The organism is Vibrio sp. 704 (assembly GCF_033339295.1).
Map to the genome: position 1 here is coordinate 67,609 of NZ_JAWOUH010000001.1, position 16,857 is coordinate 84,465.

Annotated in this window: 12 protein-coding genes and 1 pseudogene; 9 read left to right on the plus strand and 4 right to left on the minus strand. The window is 43.0% G+C overall.

All coding sequences use genetic code 11. From position 1 onward, the window contains the following. The first annotated feature begins 198 nt into the window (after positions 1–198). The 3 genes from R7R24_RS00300 (at position 199) to R7R24_RS00310 (ending at position 5,575) form a co-directional block, all read left to right on the plus strand. Positions 199–2,865: a DUF2235 domain-containing protein gene (locus R7R24_RS00300; RefSeq protein ID WP_005373720.1), complete on the plus strand. Its 2,667-nt coding sequence runs from the start codon at positions 199–201 to the stop codon at positions 2,863–2,865. Continuing rightward, positions 2,855–3,505 (plus strand): hypothetical protein, encoded by a 651-nt coding sequence (locus tag R7R24_RS00305; RefSeq protein ID WP_005373718.1) that lies wholly within the window; start codon positions 2,855–2,857, stop codon positions 3,503–3,505. The genes R7R24_RS00300 and R7R24_RS00305 overlap by 11 nt, the downstream gene beginning before the upstream one ends. A 696-nt stretch (positions 3,506–4,201) precedes the next feature. Continuing rightward, positions 4,202–5,575: a carbohydrate porin gene (locus R7R24_RS00310; protein WP_054577737.1), complete on the plus strand. Its 1,374-nt coding sequence runs from the start codon at positions 4,202–4,204 to the stop codon at positions 5,573–5,575. Positions 5,576–5,638: 63 nt separating this feature from the next. Here R7R24_RS00310 and R7R24_RS00315 read toward each other — a convergent pair whose 3' ends face one another. Next, positions 5,639–6,625 (minus strand): LacI family DNA-binding transcriptional regulator, encoded by a 987-nt coding sequence (locus tag R7R24_RS00315; protein ID WP_054577738.1) that lies wholly within the window; start codon positions 6,623–6,625, stop codon positions 5,639–5,641. Positions 6,626–6,860: 235 nt separating this feature from the next. Between R7R24_RS00315 and R7R24_RS00320 the strand changes: the two genes are divergently transcribed. The 3 genes from R7R24_RS00320 (at position 6,861) to R7R24_RS00330 (ending at position 10,875) form a co-directional block, all read left to right on the plus strand. Further along, entirely contained in the window at positions 6,861–8,300 is a 1,440-nt protein-coding gene (locus tag R7R24_RS00320) for a sucrose-specific PTS transporter subunit IIBC (protein ID WP_025767958.1), read from the plus strand. Between the two features lie 165 nt (positions 8,301–8,465). After that, positions 8,466–9,389, plus strand: a complete 924-nt coding sequence (locus R7R24_RS00325) for an aminoimidazole riboside kinase (RefSeq protein ID WP_054577739.1) — start codon at positions 8,466–8,468, stop codon at positions 9,387–9,389. A gap of 31 nt (positions 9,390–9,420) precedes the next feature. After that, a complete protein-coding gene (locus R7R24_RS00330) occupies positions 9,421–10,875 on the plus strand; it encodes a sucrose-6-phosphate hydrolase (protein ID WP_054577740.1) in 1,455 nt (484 codons plus the stop codon). Positions 10,876–10,939: 64 nt separating this feature from the next. Here the strand turns inward: R7R24_RS00330 and R7R24_RS00335 are convergent. Beyond that, positions 10,940–11,059 (minus strand): annotated as a pseudogene (locus R7R24_RS00335) (dihydrofolate reductase); the annotation flags it as partial. A 253-nt stretch (positions 11,060–11,312) separates the two neighbouring features. Here R7R24_RS00335 and yghU point away from each other — a divergent pair. The 3 genes from yghU to R7R24_RS00350 all read left to right on the plus strand — a co-directional run bounded on the left by yghU (position 11,313) and on the right by R7R24_RS00350 (position 15,142). Beyond that, on the plus strand, positions 11,313–12,170 hold the full coding sequence (gene yghU / locus R7R24_RS00340) for a glutathione-dependent disulfide-bond oxidoreductase (RefSeq protein WP_005373705.1): 858 nt from the start codon (positions 11,313–11,315) through the stop codon (positions 12,168–12,170). 1,183 nt (positions 12,171–13,353) lie between these two features. Beyond that, positions 13,354–14,523 (plus strand): D-alanyl-D-alanine carboxypeptidase family protein, encoded by a 1,170-nt coding sequence (locus R7R24_RS00345; RefSeq protein ID WP_206946590.1) that lies wholly within the window; start codon positions 13,354–13,356, stop codon positions 14,521–14,523. A gap of 211 nt (positions 14,524–14,734) precedes the next feature. Next, positions 14,735–15,142, plus strand: coding sequence for an SPOR domain-containing protein (locus tag R7R24_RS00350; protein WP_005373701.1), 408 nt, complete (start codon positions 14,735–14,737; stop codon positions 15,140–15,142). Between the two features lie 50 nt (positions 15,143–15,192). On the opposite strand, the gene R7R24_RS00355 is transcribed toward R7R24_RS00350, so the two are convergent. Both R7R24_RS00355 and R7R24_RS00360 read right to left on the minus strand, forming a co-directional pair. Continuing rightward, positions 15,193–15,666, minus strand: a complete 474-nt coding sequence (locus R7R24_RS00355; RefSeq protein ID WP_005373699.1) for a peroxiredoxin — start codon at positions 15,664–15,666, stop codon at positions 15,193–15,195. Between the two features lie 126 nt (positions 15,667–15,792). Beyond that, positions 15,793–16,809, minus strand: coding sequence for an adenosine deaminase (locus tag R7R24_RS00360; RefSeq protein ID WP_005373696.1), 1,017 nt, complete (start codon positions 16,807–16,809; stop codon positions 15,793–15,795). Between the last annotated feature and the right edge of the window lie 48 nt (positions 16,810–16,857).

The following is a 16,857-nucleotide window of genomic DNA, read 5'->3' on the forward strand; positions in this document are numbered from 1 at the left end:
CATTAAAAGGTGGTTTTGAATTGATATCGTCTTTGTACCAAGGCTATTTAGGGATTAAAGACCATCAAACATTCTGTAAATGTGCACAGAGCTTGTCTTTTTAGTTAAAATACCTAAGAAATCAAGCATATTGCATAGCAAAACAATTCACTTGCTTACTGTGTGATCTATGCACTGTTGGTAAAATGTACTTTTGAAATGAAAGTATATGATATGCCAATAGAATTCCCTAAGCCGAAACGGTTAACAAGTGCTGGATATGCCCCAGTTCAGGAGGATACCCCTCTCGCTCCCCCAACTCCAACCCCAGCGCTCGAACCTGAGCCTGTAGCAGGGTTTGAGTGCCGTATTAAGATCTATGCACCAAAGTCCGATCTCTCTAGCCTGAAATTAGGTGTCTTCTCTCTTAGTAAATCTGATAATGAGGAGAGCATTAAACGCTGGCACTCTGAAGAGGCGTTAGACTCGGCAAAGTATACCGTGCTCACAGGAGAGTGCCATGTCGAAGAATCAAAAAAGCTGACTCATGAGTTTCATCAGAATTTTGGCATCAGCACATCCTTTGACGTTACGCCAAGATCTGTCGGCTCAGGGTACTTTAATGCTGAGTTTATCCCCTTGTTGCCATCTCTAGAGAGCGAGTCTAAATTAGGTTGGTCTTTGCATGGCTTCTATTACTACTTCTACGAAGGTAAGTTGTTGTATGAACTCGATATACTAGGAGACGGCAAGTGGGGTTGGCATATTACTCAATCTTCATCTGATGGCATATCTAACACCCTCGCAAGCAATCAGATTTTTAATTCTCTACTGGTTCCAGTGAAAATTGAAGGAAAAGAACCAGGGAAACAACACATACTCTATTCCCGTGCTAAGTTGACCAACGAACAACTGGGCGAAGTGAGTATGGCTTGGCTCGACGAAAATGCGACACTGATTGATACGGCTCTTCTTGTTTCTTCTTTACAACAGCATCTTCTACCAAGAGAAACACCTTCTGATATCAACGATACCGCTGCCAAAGAAATTCAAACCCATAAAGTGAATATGAAGGATAATGGACAGCATGAAAGTTGGAGTGACATTGCAGGGTATTACGACCTTAGCCCGAAAGAACTCCTCAAATTAAACTCATCATTCGAACAAGATCCGATGGCTTTGAGAGCTGGCGATGTTCTTATTGTTGAAAAATCGGATGTTGTCGATGAAGCTCAAGAAACCAAAGAATCTCCCTCACCGTTAACGGAGATAAAAGTTGGCGAGAGCTATGTATTAGGTAATACATGGGGGAAGTACAATCAGCCACTGCTTTCTCCGTCAATGAAACACATCTTTGAGCTTCAAGGTGTTTCTCAGACAACACCAGTCCTCAATGTAAAAAAAGTCGAAGAAAAAGTACTACGGATTGGGGTTTTCTTTGATGGAACTGGGCAAAACCATCTGAATGATCTCTACAAAGAAACACGTGGAGTAAAATCACGCACTAATGTGGCACGGCTATTTGAAATTTACCCATTAGATGATGATACCAATAAAATTTATATTGCAGGGGTCGGGACTGTGGATGGAGCGTGGCAAACCCCAGCCTTGATAGATGAAGGAAAAGATGAGGTCGATCTAGCTCAGGCGTTTGGTGTCAGCCCCAATAATTTAGAGAAAACATGGACGTTCATTGATAGGGCTTATAACCTTGTCGCTGACGATACTGGGGCATTTTATAAGTGGCAAAATTGGACAAAACAATTTTATGGAATTATCACTGATTTGATCCGCCAGCAAAAATACCAAGCTATAACACATATTGAGTTCGATGTATTTGGTTTTAGTCGCGGAGCGGCTTTAGCTCGTCACTTTGTTAATGCCGTTAAAGATGGGTTACCTGATTATAATAAGCCGCGTGATGGAGAGTCATTCGGTGAAGTTTTCCCAAACTTATTAACACACCAAAATGATATCAGTAGCCAGCTTAAACATGGTTATTATCCTGACGAGACACGTACCTGTAGTGTTCGCTTTGTTGGGTTGTTCGATACCGTAGGCTCGTTCTATCTAGCAGGAAACAACGATGAAGGCAATTTTGAACTAGGACTTGATACTAGTTGTGCGGAGCGTGTATTCCAGATAAGCGCCCATCACGAATACAGGAAAAACTTCCCTCTAACGTCACTGCTACCTAGCGATAGCATTCTACCTTCTAACTTTTATGAGGAGGTGTTTGCTGGCTGTCACACAGACATTGGTGGCGGTTATCCTTCAAAAGAGCAGTATGCAAAGCAAGGTTTACCTGAAAGGTATGGAATGCCTCTGTCTGCAACTTATAATCGTGAGTTAATAAAAACAGAATCCATAAGGGAAGATATACAAGCACAACAGAATGTTTATGGAGCCGCCGCATACAGTGAGCGCCTACACAAGCAAGCTCAAGATGCTTGGAATTTGGAATGCAGAACTAAGGGTATATATGGTGTTGTGACACTGGTGAATGGCATCCTTTATTATTACGAGTTACAGCCTATTAGCAATGCTCTTTCGGCTTTGCCATTAGAAAGAATGAAACAGCAGGCAGAGGTTGCAGGTGTTAATTGGGATGACGAAAAGCTCGCCTATCAACAAGATTTTAGTCAATTGACAGGAAATGATGTGGCTTTAAAAACCTTGAATGAAAAGTTATTAGCTCAACCGTTAGGAAGCATTGCACCAACACATTGGCAGGGTGAGATTAGCCAGTATGGAAAGGAATGGATACATCGGCCTCATGATGCACTAATCAACGCGGGGTGTGAGACTGCTATGGACAATCTTGTTAACGCGGTAACGAAAGAAGGAAACCAACTCAAACGAGTGGTATTTGATAATGAAGTATAGATTTTTAATTGCTGTAAGCATGTGCTTTTTGCTTAATGGTTGCTTTGAGAGTAAGCCAGTTTCAGTTGCGAGCATTGGCAATGCAGGGTCTTTAAGCGGTCCTCATTTTATTCGTGATATGTGGGTCAGTGATATATATGGTGGAGGTGCAAACTTTGCGTATGGGAGCGTTCAGGGCTGTTGTGCTAGCGCAAGCATTGGCATTGGTATCCCTAGCGCCATAAAAGGTAAATGGGAAAATGGAGTTGGTGGCGGCTCATCCCGTGAAAAGTGGCAAAAGCGTTGGAAGCCCGAATGGGGTAATTTCGATGAGAATTATGATACTAAATGGTTTCGAATTGATGATGCGATAGATAGTGAGCTTGCCAAGAAAAAAATTGAAACAATGAACCATTACTACAAGAACCATCATGCAAACCCAGTCATGAAGCTTCTTGTAAATAATGATAGGGTCTTACTTTTGTACGCTTACGGCTGTACTCCAGAAATAAACGATGACTGCACGGTCAGAGAGGGAGCAGACCCTAATGGATGGGTTCAAGTAGCACCGTATAGCAAGCATAAGAACTCAACTGTGGTTGTTCTTTATGAAGGCAGAGGTGAGGTCTCAGACAAACCATTTACGGATAATACACCTTAGTCATTGAAACTGCCGATTTTCCATGCCTTAACCTGTACAACCTTAGCCCACGTTCATCTAACCTAACAGTGGGCTTTTTCACTTTGTCATACATGTAGTTATTTATGGTTTGCTAATGTTTGCTTTTCCGAAACACTTTTTTGGACAAAAATGAGTTTCGTTAGCTTGAATTAGAACAACAAAGCGCTCTTCACAGAAAATGAAGGTCGTTTATCTCGTCTTAACAGCCTTTCAAGTTGTTTGAAATGAGGTATCGAGATCCGCTTCGCTCCTAGTTACGTTCAACCTTAGCTGCTACTTTTCATCAACAAATAGAGATGAGTTACCATCAAGTAGCATAGGGAAGCGAGTGAGCACTATTCTCTCAAATGAACACTAAACCCCTTCTTTGTAGCCTGTCACCTTCAAACTACTTCCTCTAGCGCTAACAATTAATTCAAATGTGCGCTGGTTAATGATTTTTCTGTAAGTAACACAATTGAACGTGATAGAAGTAACAAAATTACCTCTTTGCGGTAACGTTCCCGAAAAGTTTATATATTATCGCCCTCATTGATATAAGTAGTAGAGACGCTCTGAGTACGAGCGCTCTGAAATTCAGGCTTTAGATGGACATTTAAAGTCACCATAAGTTTGCGATTTTTCTTGGGAACGTTTGCAATATGCCTAAGTATAAATTTACGTGAGACTATGGAAATGAAACTACACACTTTGACGATGGCAGTAGCGCTTGGACTGGTTACTGCACCTGTATTCGCAGAAACAGATGTTGACGCTCTTGAAAAGCGAATTAATGAATTAGAACAGAGACTTGAGCAGACGGAAAAAGCATCCACAGAAGCAAATGAGAAAGCCTCAAGCTTTGAGTTTCATGGCTACGCTCGTTCCGGGCTACTGATTAATGACGATCTGAATGGTGCAGTGGGCACTGGTCCTTACATGACGGCAGCTGGTGCTATTGGCGCTCCAGTTGGGCGATTAGGGGTAGAGGATGATCATTATGTGGAAGCAAACCTTATTCACAAACGTTTTGCAGATGATGGTTCCAGCGCATTGTTCCGAATCATGTTGGCAGATAGTACAGAAACCAATAACGAATGGACGGCGAGCGAGAGTCAATTAAACGTTCGTCAGGTATATGCTGAGCTAAACAAGTTGAGCATGTTCTCTGAATCAAGAGCTTTTGCTGACGCGACGTTTTGGGCTGGTAAACGATTTGACCGTGATAACTTTGACATTCACTTCTTTGACTCGGATATCGTTTTCTTATCTGGCACTGGTGCTGGCGTGTATGACGTCCAAATGAGCGAATCATGGAAAGCAAACTTCTCGATCTATGGTCGTGATTTTGGTGAGATTGATAGCTCGTCAACGGATGTTGAAAACTATATCGCGACAATGAACAACCGCTTCGGTAATTGGCAATTGATGCTGAGCGGCATGACGTCAGCTGATAACAATGATCGCGTAGAAGGAGCAGCGGACAAAGGTTTACATGCGATGTTTGCCTACCATGGCGATAACTTCTTTGGCATGAGTGAAGGCTTCTCTAAAACCGGTATTTTGATGGGTGATGGACTGGGTGCGGAACTTAAAGGCATCGGTTCAAACGGAGATTTGTTAGAAGACGCAAAAGCCGTACGCTTGTTCAGCTATGGTGTAACACGCATCGGCGACAACTGGCGTGTAGCACCTGCGTTGCTAGCAGAACACAGCCAAGATCGCTTTGCTGAAAATGATGAATTTACGTGGGCATCGTTCAACATCCGCTTAGCGCAAGAGTTTACGCAGAACTTTGAGATGGTTTATGAAGGCTCATACCAATACATGGACCTAGACAATGCGATTGATAAAGCAAGTGGCAGTTTTTACAAAGTGACGATCGCACCAACGCTTAAGATGTCTACCGCTGCAGGTTTCTTTGACCGTCCGGAGCTACGTTTTGCAGTTAGCTACGTTGATTGGAGCGAAGACTTAAATGGCTACTCGATTAGCCAGGATGCGGGTGCTGCAACGATGGGTGATGGTGGTGAAGTTCTGTTTGCACTGCAAATGGAAACTTGGTTCTAAAGGGATCTAACCGACAAAGAGTAATAAGAAAAGCGCCAACTGATTTCAGTTGGCGCTTTTTCATTAACAGGACTGACGCTCAATTGTTTTGAAGGTTAGTACCATCTTACTCATTTCAAAACTTCTGTTGGCAATTCTATCTAGTAGCAGTTTCGCACCATTTTCACCCGCTTTATCAAATGCATAGTTAAATGTTGATAAGGTTGGGGTACACACTGATGCGAGCTCATCATCACCAACTCCTAGCACTAAAACGTCTTTACCCGGTGTTAACCCGAGCTCTTGAATCGCTCTCATCGCACCGATAGCAATACGGTCTGTCGCACAGAACAAGCCATCTAGCTTAGGGTTCTTTGTTAAGTGTTGTTTTGCCAATGAATAGCCAGAATCGATGGTAAAGTCACCACGAGCATGGAAGGCGATCTCAAAACCATGGTGTTGCAGCGCTTGAACAAATCCTTCAGAGCGTTGCTTATCTACCGCGATATCGTCACCTTGCACGCCAATAAAACCCATGGTTTGGCAACCTTTTGCAACCAGTCTATTTCCCGCTTCAAACCCTACTCGTGCGTCATCATGAATGATGCTTGGAATATTAAACATGGAACCATCTTGACCGACGAGCACAACTGGAACGGCTGAGTTTTGAATTGCTTTTACCAGCTTGGAATCGAGGTGGGTGGCGTAAAGAATGATCCCTTCAACCCGTTTTTGGTTAAAGATCTGAATGTATTCCAGTTCTTTTTCGTGGGCTTGGTGAGTGCTAGCAAGTAAGACATGTTTCCCTGCTTTTTCAAGGACATCGGTTAATCCATCGACACCTTGGGATGTGGCATGAGAGGAAACCCGAGGAACAATGACACCAACCAGATTGGTCTTTTGATATTTTAGATCTTTAGCGACTTGGTTTGGCACATAGCCACACTCCGCTACTGCTTGGCGGACTTTCAGTTTTGTCGCTTCTTTTACGCCATATTCATCGTTTATAACCCGTGACACTGTTGATTTTGATACGCCAGCCAGACGGGCGACATCATGCAGACTCGCCATTGTTCCTATCCATTCTGTTTTTCGTTTTTGGGATTGTTTGCAAAGAGAAGATGAAAAGCTCTTTGATAAGTAGCGATTCTAACCTCCTATACTGCTCTTAGGGAGAGAATTTGACGATCATTCTCACATTCTCTCTGCTTTATCTTTGATCATTTGGTTTTATTGAGCAAAAATCTGTTTTGCAAACGTTCCCGAAAATTTCGCAAGCTCAGATAATAATCCAATGGGGTATGAAATGAATTATCCGGCAGTAGCAAAAGAGTTGTTAACTCTATTAGGTGGTAAAAGCAACATCACCGCACTTGCGCATTGTGCGACACGCTTACGCCTTGCCGTTGCAGATGAGCAAAAAATAGATGAACAAGCGATTGATAGCCTTGAAGGAGTAAAAGGGCAGTTCAAAGTTGCGGGTCAGTACCAAATCATTTTTGGATCTGGCATCGTAAACCAAGTTTATGCAGAAATGGCGAAGTTGACGGGGATGAGTGAAATGTCCACCAACGACGTTGCGTCTGCTGGCGCAGAGAAACAAAACATTGTTCAGCGCGCGGTGAAAGGGCTGTCTGATATTTTCGTTCCAATCATTCCAGCAATCGTCGCTGGTGGTTTGTTGATGGGTATCTATAACCTATTGACTGCTCAAGGCTTGTTCATTGATGGCAAATCTTTGATTGATGCCAACCCAGGACTGACAGACTTGGCGAACATGATCAACACGTTTGCGAACGCGCCGTTTGTTTACCTGCCTATTCTGCTGGCATTTTCAGCCAGTAAGAAGTTTGGCGGTAACCCATATTTAGGGGCGGCGCTAGGTATGTTGATGGTTCACCCTGACTTGCTGAATGGTTGGGGATTCGGCGGCGCATCTGTGTCTGGCAACATTCCGGTTTGGAATATTCTTGGCTTTGAAATCCAAAAAGTGGGCTACCAAGGTTCGGTGTTACCGGTTTTGGTATCGGCATTCATTCTTGCGAAGGTTGAGCTAGGCTTACGTAAAGTCATACCTTCTGTTTTAGACAACCTTTTAACGCCATTACTGGCGATTTTCATAGCGGGTTTGCTGACGTTTACTGTCGTCGGTCCGTTCACGCGTGATATTGGTTTCCTATTGGGTGATGGTCTGAACTGGCTATACAACACTGCTGGCTTTGTTGGTGGTGCGGTATTTGGTCTTATTTATGCTCCGTTTGTTATTACTGGTATGCATCACAGCTTCATTGCGATTGAAACTCAACTTCTTGCGGATATTGCGACGACGGGCGGCACCTTTATCTTTCCTATTGCGGCGATGTCTAACGTTTCTCAAGGAGCGGCAGCGTTGGCGGTGGGCGTGATGAGCAAAGATAAGAAGATGAAAGGTATTGCGATTCCATCTGGTGTTACGGGTTTGCTAGGTATTACAGAACCGGCTATGTTTGGTGTTAACTTAAAACTACGTTACCCATTTATTGCGGCAGTTTGCGCTGCGGCGTTATCAAGTGCGTTCATCACAATGTTTAATGTGAAAGCTCAGGCATTGGGCGCAGCTGGTCTTCCAGGCATCATTTCCATTACGCCAGAGAAGATTGGGTACTACATCGCGGGTATGGTGATCGCGTTCTTGACCGCATTTGTTCTCACCATTGTTCTTGGTATGCGTGACCGCGCTAAAGTCGGTAGAAAAGCAGCGGCTTAATCTGAACTCCTTAGGGGTGGAGTCCCCCAAAATCCACTTCTTTTCCTAAATGTTTGGGGTGCTAGCCAAGCACTAATGGCTTGGCTAGCCTTTTTCAATTTTTACTTGGTAGTGAAGGTGTTCAACACGTTGGACTATCAGGGCTTTAATTTCAAGGTAAGCAAGATGAATCAAGTGTGGGTAACTGGTGATGCTGTTGTCGATCTAATACCGGAATCTGAGACTTCTTTACTCAAATGTCCCGGTGGTGCACCAGCGAATGTCGCCGTAGCTATTGCTCGTCTATCTGGTAAGAGTGCGTTTTTTGGACGTGTAGGTGATGACCCATTTGGTCGATTCATGCAATCAACGCTCGATCAAGAGGGCGTGAGCACGGAGTTTCTCGTTAAAGATCCTGAGCAAAGAACATCAACAGTGGTGGTGGATTTAGACGAGCAAGGTGAGCGCAGCTTTACGTTTATGGTAAAACCGAGCGCTGATCAGTTTATGTCTGTTGAAGACATCCCTAACTTTAAGCAAGGTGATTGGCTGCATGTCTGCTCGATTTCACTGGCAAATGAGCCAAGTCGAAGCAGCACATTTGAGGCGATCAAAAGAGTAAAAGCCGCTGGTGGTTTCATTAGCTTTGACCCTAACTTGCGTGATGAAGTGTGGCAAGATCAATCAGAAATCCAAGCTGTCGTGATGAAGGCTGTAGCGATGGCCGATGTGGTTAAGTTCTCTGAAGAAGAGCTTTTGTTCTTAACTGACTCAACATCGATGGCGCAAGGTTTACAACAAATAGCCGCTTTGAATATTGCTTTGGTCTTGGTGACACAAGGTGCGAAAGGTGTTTGGCGCGTCTTTGAAAGTCAGAGTGAACTGATCACAGGTCAAGTCGTTAGTCCGATTGATACCACAGGTGCGGGTGATGCTTTTGTCGGAGGGCTACTGGCATGCCTGTCTAGGTATGACGATTGGAAAAATCATCCTGTTGTTAGCTCTGCGATTCAATGGGCAAATGGCTGTGGTGCATTAGCGACGACGCAAAAAGGCGCAATGACCGCGCTTCCGACCCAGACAGAATTGCTGCAATTTATTGGGCAATGATCTCCAGATCCAATTTCAGTTGAGAAAAATTATGAGCTTAAACAACCGTTGGACTGTAGAGCAAAGATATCGCCGACTTGAGCAAATCCCTCAGTGTGATATCGAAGAAATGACACTTTCACGTCAGCAAGATAAAGGCTTTCCTAGTTTTCATATCGCCCCTAGATTTGGGCTGTTAAATGACCCAAATGGGTTGTGCTATTTCAATGGTGAGCACCACATCTTTTACCAGTGGACGCCTGTGGGACCAGTCCATGGAATGAAGTATTGGTACCACCTTTCTACTAAAGACTTCATCCATTTTACTGATCATGATGTGGGTCTTCATCCCGACCAAGACTACGATTCACATGGTGTCTATTCGGGCGGTGCTTTGGTGGAAAACAACAAGGCTTTGCTGTTTTTTACTGGTAATAAGCGTGACCAAAACTGGAATCGAATCCCAACACAATGTTTTGCCACCATGGATTCAGATGGCAACATTGAAAAGCATGGTGTGGTCATTGAGAACGAACATTACACGGAGCACTTTCGTGATCCAAAAGTTTGGAAGAAAGGCGACGACTATTTGATGGTGGTGGGTGCTCAAACCAAAACTGAGCATGGTTCAATGGCGCTCTATCAAAGCAAAGATTTGAAAACGTGGCAGCATAAAGGTCCTATCAAGACCAAGTTTTCTGACCTTGGGTACATGTGGGAGTGTCCTGATTTCTTTGAGATTAATGGTCAATCGGTGATGCTGTTTTCTCCACAGGGCGTGAGCAGTAATAATCCTTATGATTTCAAAAACATCTATTCTGTTGCGTATATCGTGGGTGAGCAGTTGAACCTAGAGTCGATGATTTTAGAAAACCACCAAGATATTTTGCAGCCAGATTATGGGTTTGATTTCTACGCCCCACAAACCTATTTAGATGAGAATGGGCGTCGCATTCTTATTGCATGGATAGGGTTGCCAGAAATCGATACACCATCGGTCACACACCAGTGGGCAGGAATGTTGTCTCTTCCTAGAGAACTAACGTTGAAAGATGGTTTTCTTGTTCAAACTCCACTCCTTGAACTGGAGAGTTTAAGAAAAGAAGAGGTGGTCTTTGCACAATCCCATACACTGGAAAGCACAAGTTGTTTGATCCAATTAGACCTTGAGGGCGATGGCTTTGAACTTGAGCTGAGTAACCTCAAAGGTGACAACATCGTCTTTAGTGCGACAGAGCACGAGTTTATGTTGGACCGTCGTCACATGTCTCATTTGTACGCAGAAGAATTTGGTGGTATTCGAAAAGCACCAAGATTGGACGCTAAGCAGACGATTGATATATATATCGACAATTCTGTCATCGAGATTTTCATTAATGGTGGCAAACACACGATGACCAGTCGTTTCTTTATTGATGACCTTAGTAAAGTAACGTTGATAGGGTTGGAACAAGCAAGGCTTTTCCCTTTGAAAGGTATAACTGGTTTGTTTGAATCAGCTAAGTAACGGTTTCGAATACATTAAAACGCCCTTCATTGATTTAGTGAAGGGCGTTTTTCTTTCTAACTATCTAACTTAACTGCCTATCACGTACGTAAGTGGTTTGAACTAGGGTATCCAAAACAACGTCACTCTTGGTGACTTTGAAGTTCAACGGTTGCTCCAAATCCCCAAACAGAGGTGCGCAGCCGAGTGTCGCTTACTCATCGTTGGCATCTCGAACCTAGTTCACATTATCGCGACGTTTTTACTTATAGCGTGAAAGAAAATCCCATAACCAAAGGTTCTAACTAAAAGAGATTGCAGGACTTTTATTTAGCGAATTCGACCTAATATCTTGAGTATGCCTAATCGCAGTTGGCGAAGAGGTGATGTTAATAATGCTTGCTGGCGCGTAAGACCCGTCAGTTTGAAGATGCATTCAAACACAATAAGGGAAAACAATGGCTAACGAATACATTCCACCAAAAGTTTGGACAAACGATAATGAAAACGGCGGTCAGTGGGCGAGCATCAACCGTCCGGATTCTGGCGCACGTCATGAGCAAGAGCTTCCAGTTGGTGAGCACCCATTCCAACTTTACTCAATGGGTACCCCAAATGGTCAGAAAGTGACGATCATGTTTGAAGAGCTTTTAGCGGCAGGCGTAACGGCAGCAGAATACGATGCGTACCTGATTAAGATTGGCGATGGTGACCAGTTTGGCTCTGGCTTTGTGGCTGTTAACCCAAACTCTAAAATTCCGGCATTGGTTGACCGTTCGGGTTCTGAGCCAGTGAACGTGTTTGAATCTGGCAACATCTTGTTTTATCTAGCAGAGAAGTTTGATCATTTCTTACCAAAAGAAGGCGCTAAGCGTGCTGAGGTAATGAACTGGTTATTCTGGCTGCAAGGTTCTGCGCCATATCTAGGCGGTGGTTTTGGTCACTTCTACGCGTACGCACCAGAGAAGTTCGAGTACCCAATCAACCGCTTTACAATGGAAGCAAAACGTCAGTTAGATGTATTAGACAAGCGTCTTGCGAACAATGAATTCCTAGGTGGCGATGAGTACAGCATCGCTGATATCGCAACATGGCCATGGTACGGCAACCTTGTGTTGGGTCGTGCTTACGATGCGGCTGAATTCTTAGACGTAGAAAGCTACAAAAACGTTGTGCGTTGGGCAAAAGTAATTGATGAGCGTGAAGCGGTAAAACGTGGTCGAATTGTGAACCGTTCATGGGGTGAAGAATGGGAGCAGTTACCTGAGCGCCACAGCGCAGAAGATATTGATAAAGTATTGAAACTTAAACCATAAGCAATCTTGGCCTAGCTACGTCAAATGAGTTTAGTTTTATTTATGCTTATACAGTGACCTTAATCAAATCTATAGCGCACCATATACGGTGCGCTATTTTTATTCTCATTTAGTCTCGAAATTCTAATTTATATCACCTATTGAAGAGCATTTAGTTCGTAGATGAATCTTTAATGTATTTATATGTTATGATGCAAAACAAAGCTCATATTTCCATGTTAAATATGGACTGGTTATACTTCTTTCTAATAATTAAATTATTTAAAAATTATAAACCGATTTTATATCCATTATAAATGAAATTAATGATAATTAATATTTTACATAACCACTAAGTTTATGTGGAATATGCGGGTTGATTTGTTTTGAAGAAATAAAATTAATTTCTAGTACTTTTATTTAAGACAAGCTTAGCTTTTAGCGATGTTTAATTATTAATGCTTATATCATGAAAGAGGATATGTATGATGTCGTCGTTTGAGTCGTATTGGGTTGGGGTACGTCAAAGAATAGCTACACAAACCCAAGGTAACCGCAGTTTAAAGTCTCTAGTCATTAAAAAGCAGCGTGTGAACTTAAATAACAGTGGGTTATCCTTTCGCGCTAAGTCCGGATGCCTTATCCCTCACTGTTATACCAAGTTCTCTGATGAGATAAACCTAAAAACATCGAAAAAATCGTCTCTTAGTTTTAAAAAAGGAAAGCTGTATTTTTCTCCGATTTAATAATAAATAAAATTTACATAAATTATAATCTGAGGTTTTTAAATTTATCGATAATTAATTGCGATTTTATGATGCGTTTTCAGTATGTTTTCTTGGTAAGTAATTAGCTGGGCTTATTGTTGATTGTTTTTGTTGTTTCCTATTTAGATATGGATAAAAGCTCAACTACTTTTCCTATACCAACTTACTCCCTGAATTGACTTGCGCGCTTTTTCTCCCCTCTCAAAAAACATAGCGTTACGGAATTATTTTCGCTCCTGTTTCATTCTTCAAGACGAAAGCTCTACCTACCTCTCATTATTTTCGACAAACATTGAGTAAAAGTAACCAATCGTAACAAGGTGGCTGTAACTGAGCGCCGTTTCAATATACTCGTTTTTTAACTAGGTAATCCCGCGCTTTGAATTCATTCGGGTACCGTTTGTAAGCCTTAAATGCTACTAAGATAAGATGTCATGATGAGAAAAAGTACTATATTACACACAGTGTTAATTACAGGGTTCGCTGCTGTATCCTCGTTGGCTTATGCTGCGCCTTCAGTTGTGCCAAATGCGCCGGAACTCAGTTCTCGTGGTTATGTTTTGATGGACTTCCATACGGGGAAAGTACTGGTTGAACGTGATGCCCACAAACGTTTAAACCCCGCGAGTTTAACGAAGTTGATGACTGCTTATGTAGCTGGTCAAGAAATTAATACAGGCAATATTACGTTGAATGATGAGGTTGTCATCAGCCGAAATGCTTGGGCAAAAAATTTCCCAGATTCTTCAAAAATGTTTATTGAAGTCAATACTTCCGTTTCTTTGTCTGACTTATACCGTGGTCTGATTGTTCAATCTGGTAACGATGCCAGTGTTGCTATTGCTGAGTATGTTGCGGGAAGTGAATCAGGGTTTGTGAGTTTGATGAATAGTTGGGCCGCCAAGCTTGAATTGTCTAACACGGCATTCACCAACCCTCACGGCCTAGACAGTGACGGTTTATATTCGACACCTTATGATATTGCCAAGTTGGGCCAAGCGATTATTCGTGACTTACCTGATATCTATCCGCTGTATAGCGAAACCTCGTTTACTTACAATGGCATCACTCAATACAACCGTAATGGCTTGCTTCGTGATCGTAGTATGAATGTCGATGGCATGAAAACTGGATATACAAGCGGTGCGGGTTATAGTCTAGCGACTTCTGCAATACAAGGTGATATGCGTCTGATTGCTTTAGTGATGGGAGCGAAGAGCGAGAATGTTCGTGAATCAGAAAGCAAGCAGCTGTTAAGTTATGGCTTCCGCTTTTACGATACGGTAATGCCGACTGAGGCGGGTGCGGAACTTGCGAAAGCTCGAGTTTGGATGGGCGAAAAAGACGAGCTTACTGTTGGCGTAGCTAACGATGTTTATCTCACTTTGCCAAAAGGAGATGTAAAAAATCTGCAAGCGGAAGTTGAATACAACGGTGATTTAGTTGCGCCAATTTCTGAGCAACAAGTGGTTGGTAAAGTGCTTTACAAAGTCGAAGGTAAGGTCGTAAATGAAGCCGAGCTCGTTGCATTGGAGTCCGTGGAGGAAGGCAGTTTATTCAAGCGAATTTTAGACTGGTTTAAGCAATTGGTCGCTAGCTGGTTCTAAACAGTAGCGAACTTCTGTCTATATCACTCTATCTTGTTAATGTTCTATTAAATCAATTTACTAAGGCGGCCAACGTGGTCGCCTTACGTTTTTGGAATACTCGTTGCGTTAAAACGCAGGCCTTCTTGTAAGGGTGTGTTTTACCTGACCAAGAGCGTTTTGTGTTTTTGGGTGCGAGAGAAAAGAAACTAGAACAAGAATGGAGTGACACGTGCACAAGATTTTATCTTTGACATTGATTTTATCGCTCATGGGCTGCGCTATGCCTTACCAGCAGGAGGTCGATAGCGGCCAATGTGTTGGAGTCATGACCTCTCAGGATGCATATGGTTATTTAAACCCAAACCATTACACGATGCAGGTACTCGCGCTAAAGCAAGAAAAAGATGTGAAAGATTATATTCGCTATATCGATCCTAAGCATCCGGTTTGGGTTAACTGGAAAAACAGCCGAGGCACGCGTTGGTATACGGTAACTGTTGGTGATTTTAAAACGAAACAGGATGCCTACAATGCGCTTTCTTCATTACCAAGCCGTGTAAAGCAGTCATCCCCGTTTGTGCTGACTTTTGCGGAAATGCAGCGTAAGCAACAAACGAGTGTTGTGAGAATGCGTTAGCCAACAAAAAACGGAAGCGATGGCTTCCGTTTTTGTATTTAGGAGTAAGCTTAAAGCGCCGCTAAAATCGTTTCTGCTTTGCTTGCTTCAAACTCTTTTGGCTCTTCAACGTTAAGCTTAGTCACTGTGCCGTTTTCAATGATCATCGCGTAACGTTGTGAGCGAATACCACCAAAGCCGCCTGTATCCATTTCAAGACCTAATGCTTTAGTAAAGCTAGCGTCGCCATCACCCAACATCAGAATCTCAGAAGCGTTTTGAGCTTCGCCCCACGCTTGCATCACAAATGCATCGTTTACAGAAACGCAAGCAATTAAATCAACACCTTTTGCCTTTAGCTCATCAGCTAATACCACATAGCCTGGTAGATGAGCTTCTGAACAGGTAGGGGTGAATGCGCCAGGTACAGCAAAGAGTACGACTTTCTTGTTCGCAAACAGTTCTGTAACGTCGTGGTTAACCATACCATCGGCAGTCAACTCACTAAGAGTTGCAACTGGTAGAGCTTGGCCTTGTTGAATCATGATTCTATTCCTTTTTGTGTGCTAGTTTAGCTTTCTCAGTCTAGCGTTTATAAATGCGGTTAACCACAGAGTCTTTGTAGGGTTTTAATACCTACGCGTTTGACCTAAGGCGTGGCACTGATGCCTTTATTGCAACGCTTCGTGCTGGTTTACGTATTGGCTAACAAGGTGACGATATTTCGCCTTTAACTCGTTATCGATAAAGCTGGCATCAATCGCGTTCATTGTAAATTGGGCAAGTTCACTCTTACTCATTGGATGTGCGTTGTTGACGGCCAGAAAGTTATCCGTCATGTAGCCACCAAAGTACACAGGATCGTCTGAGTTAATCGTTACGGCGACACCTTTTCGTAGCAAATCCACAATATTGTGATCTTTCATATCGTCGAATACACATAGCTTAAGATTCGATAACGGACACACTGTCAGTGGCATTTGGCTTTCGATTAAGGATTCAACTAATGCTTCATCATCAACACAGCGAACACCGTGATCCACACGGCTCACGTAAAGCATTTCAATTGCATCGCTAATATTTTGTGCGGGGCCTTCTTCACCTGCGTGAGCAACGGTAAGTAAGCCTTCTTCTACTGCTTGTTTAAATACGCGCTTGAATTTAGCTGGCGGATGACCTTGTTCTGAAGAATCTAGCCCAACACCAATGATCTTATCACGGTGTTTCAGAATAGCCTGTAGGGTCTCTATGGCGCTCTCTTCTGAAAGGTGACGGAGAAAACACGCAATAATTTGCGAGGTAATGCCAAGTTTTTCGTGACCATCTTTTAGCGCGCGAGCGATTCCATTGATAACAGTGTCAAAGTCTATGCCGCGTTCTGTGTGTGTTTGAGGGTCAAAAAAGATTTCGGTATGAACAACGTTGTCTTCTTTACAGTGCAGTAAGTATTCCCAAGTGAGATCGTAAAAATCTTGCTCCGTACGCAGAACTCCCGCTCCTTGGTAATAGAGGTCGAGAAATGATTGTAAGTCTGTGAACTGATATGCGCTGCGTAGTTCACTCGGAGAAGAGTAAGGGATCTCGATGCCGTTTCGTTTTGCTAATTTGAATAAGAGTTCCGGCTCAAGTGAACCTTCGATATGTAAGTGCAGCTCTACTTTTGGAAGACCTTGAATAAATGCGTTCATATTCCACCTTATGTGTATTGTGGATGCAGTTACTCTAAGAATAGGTAT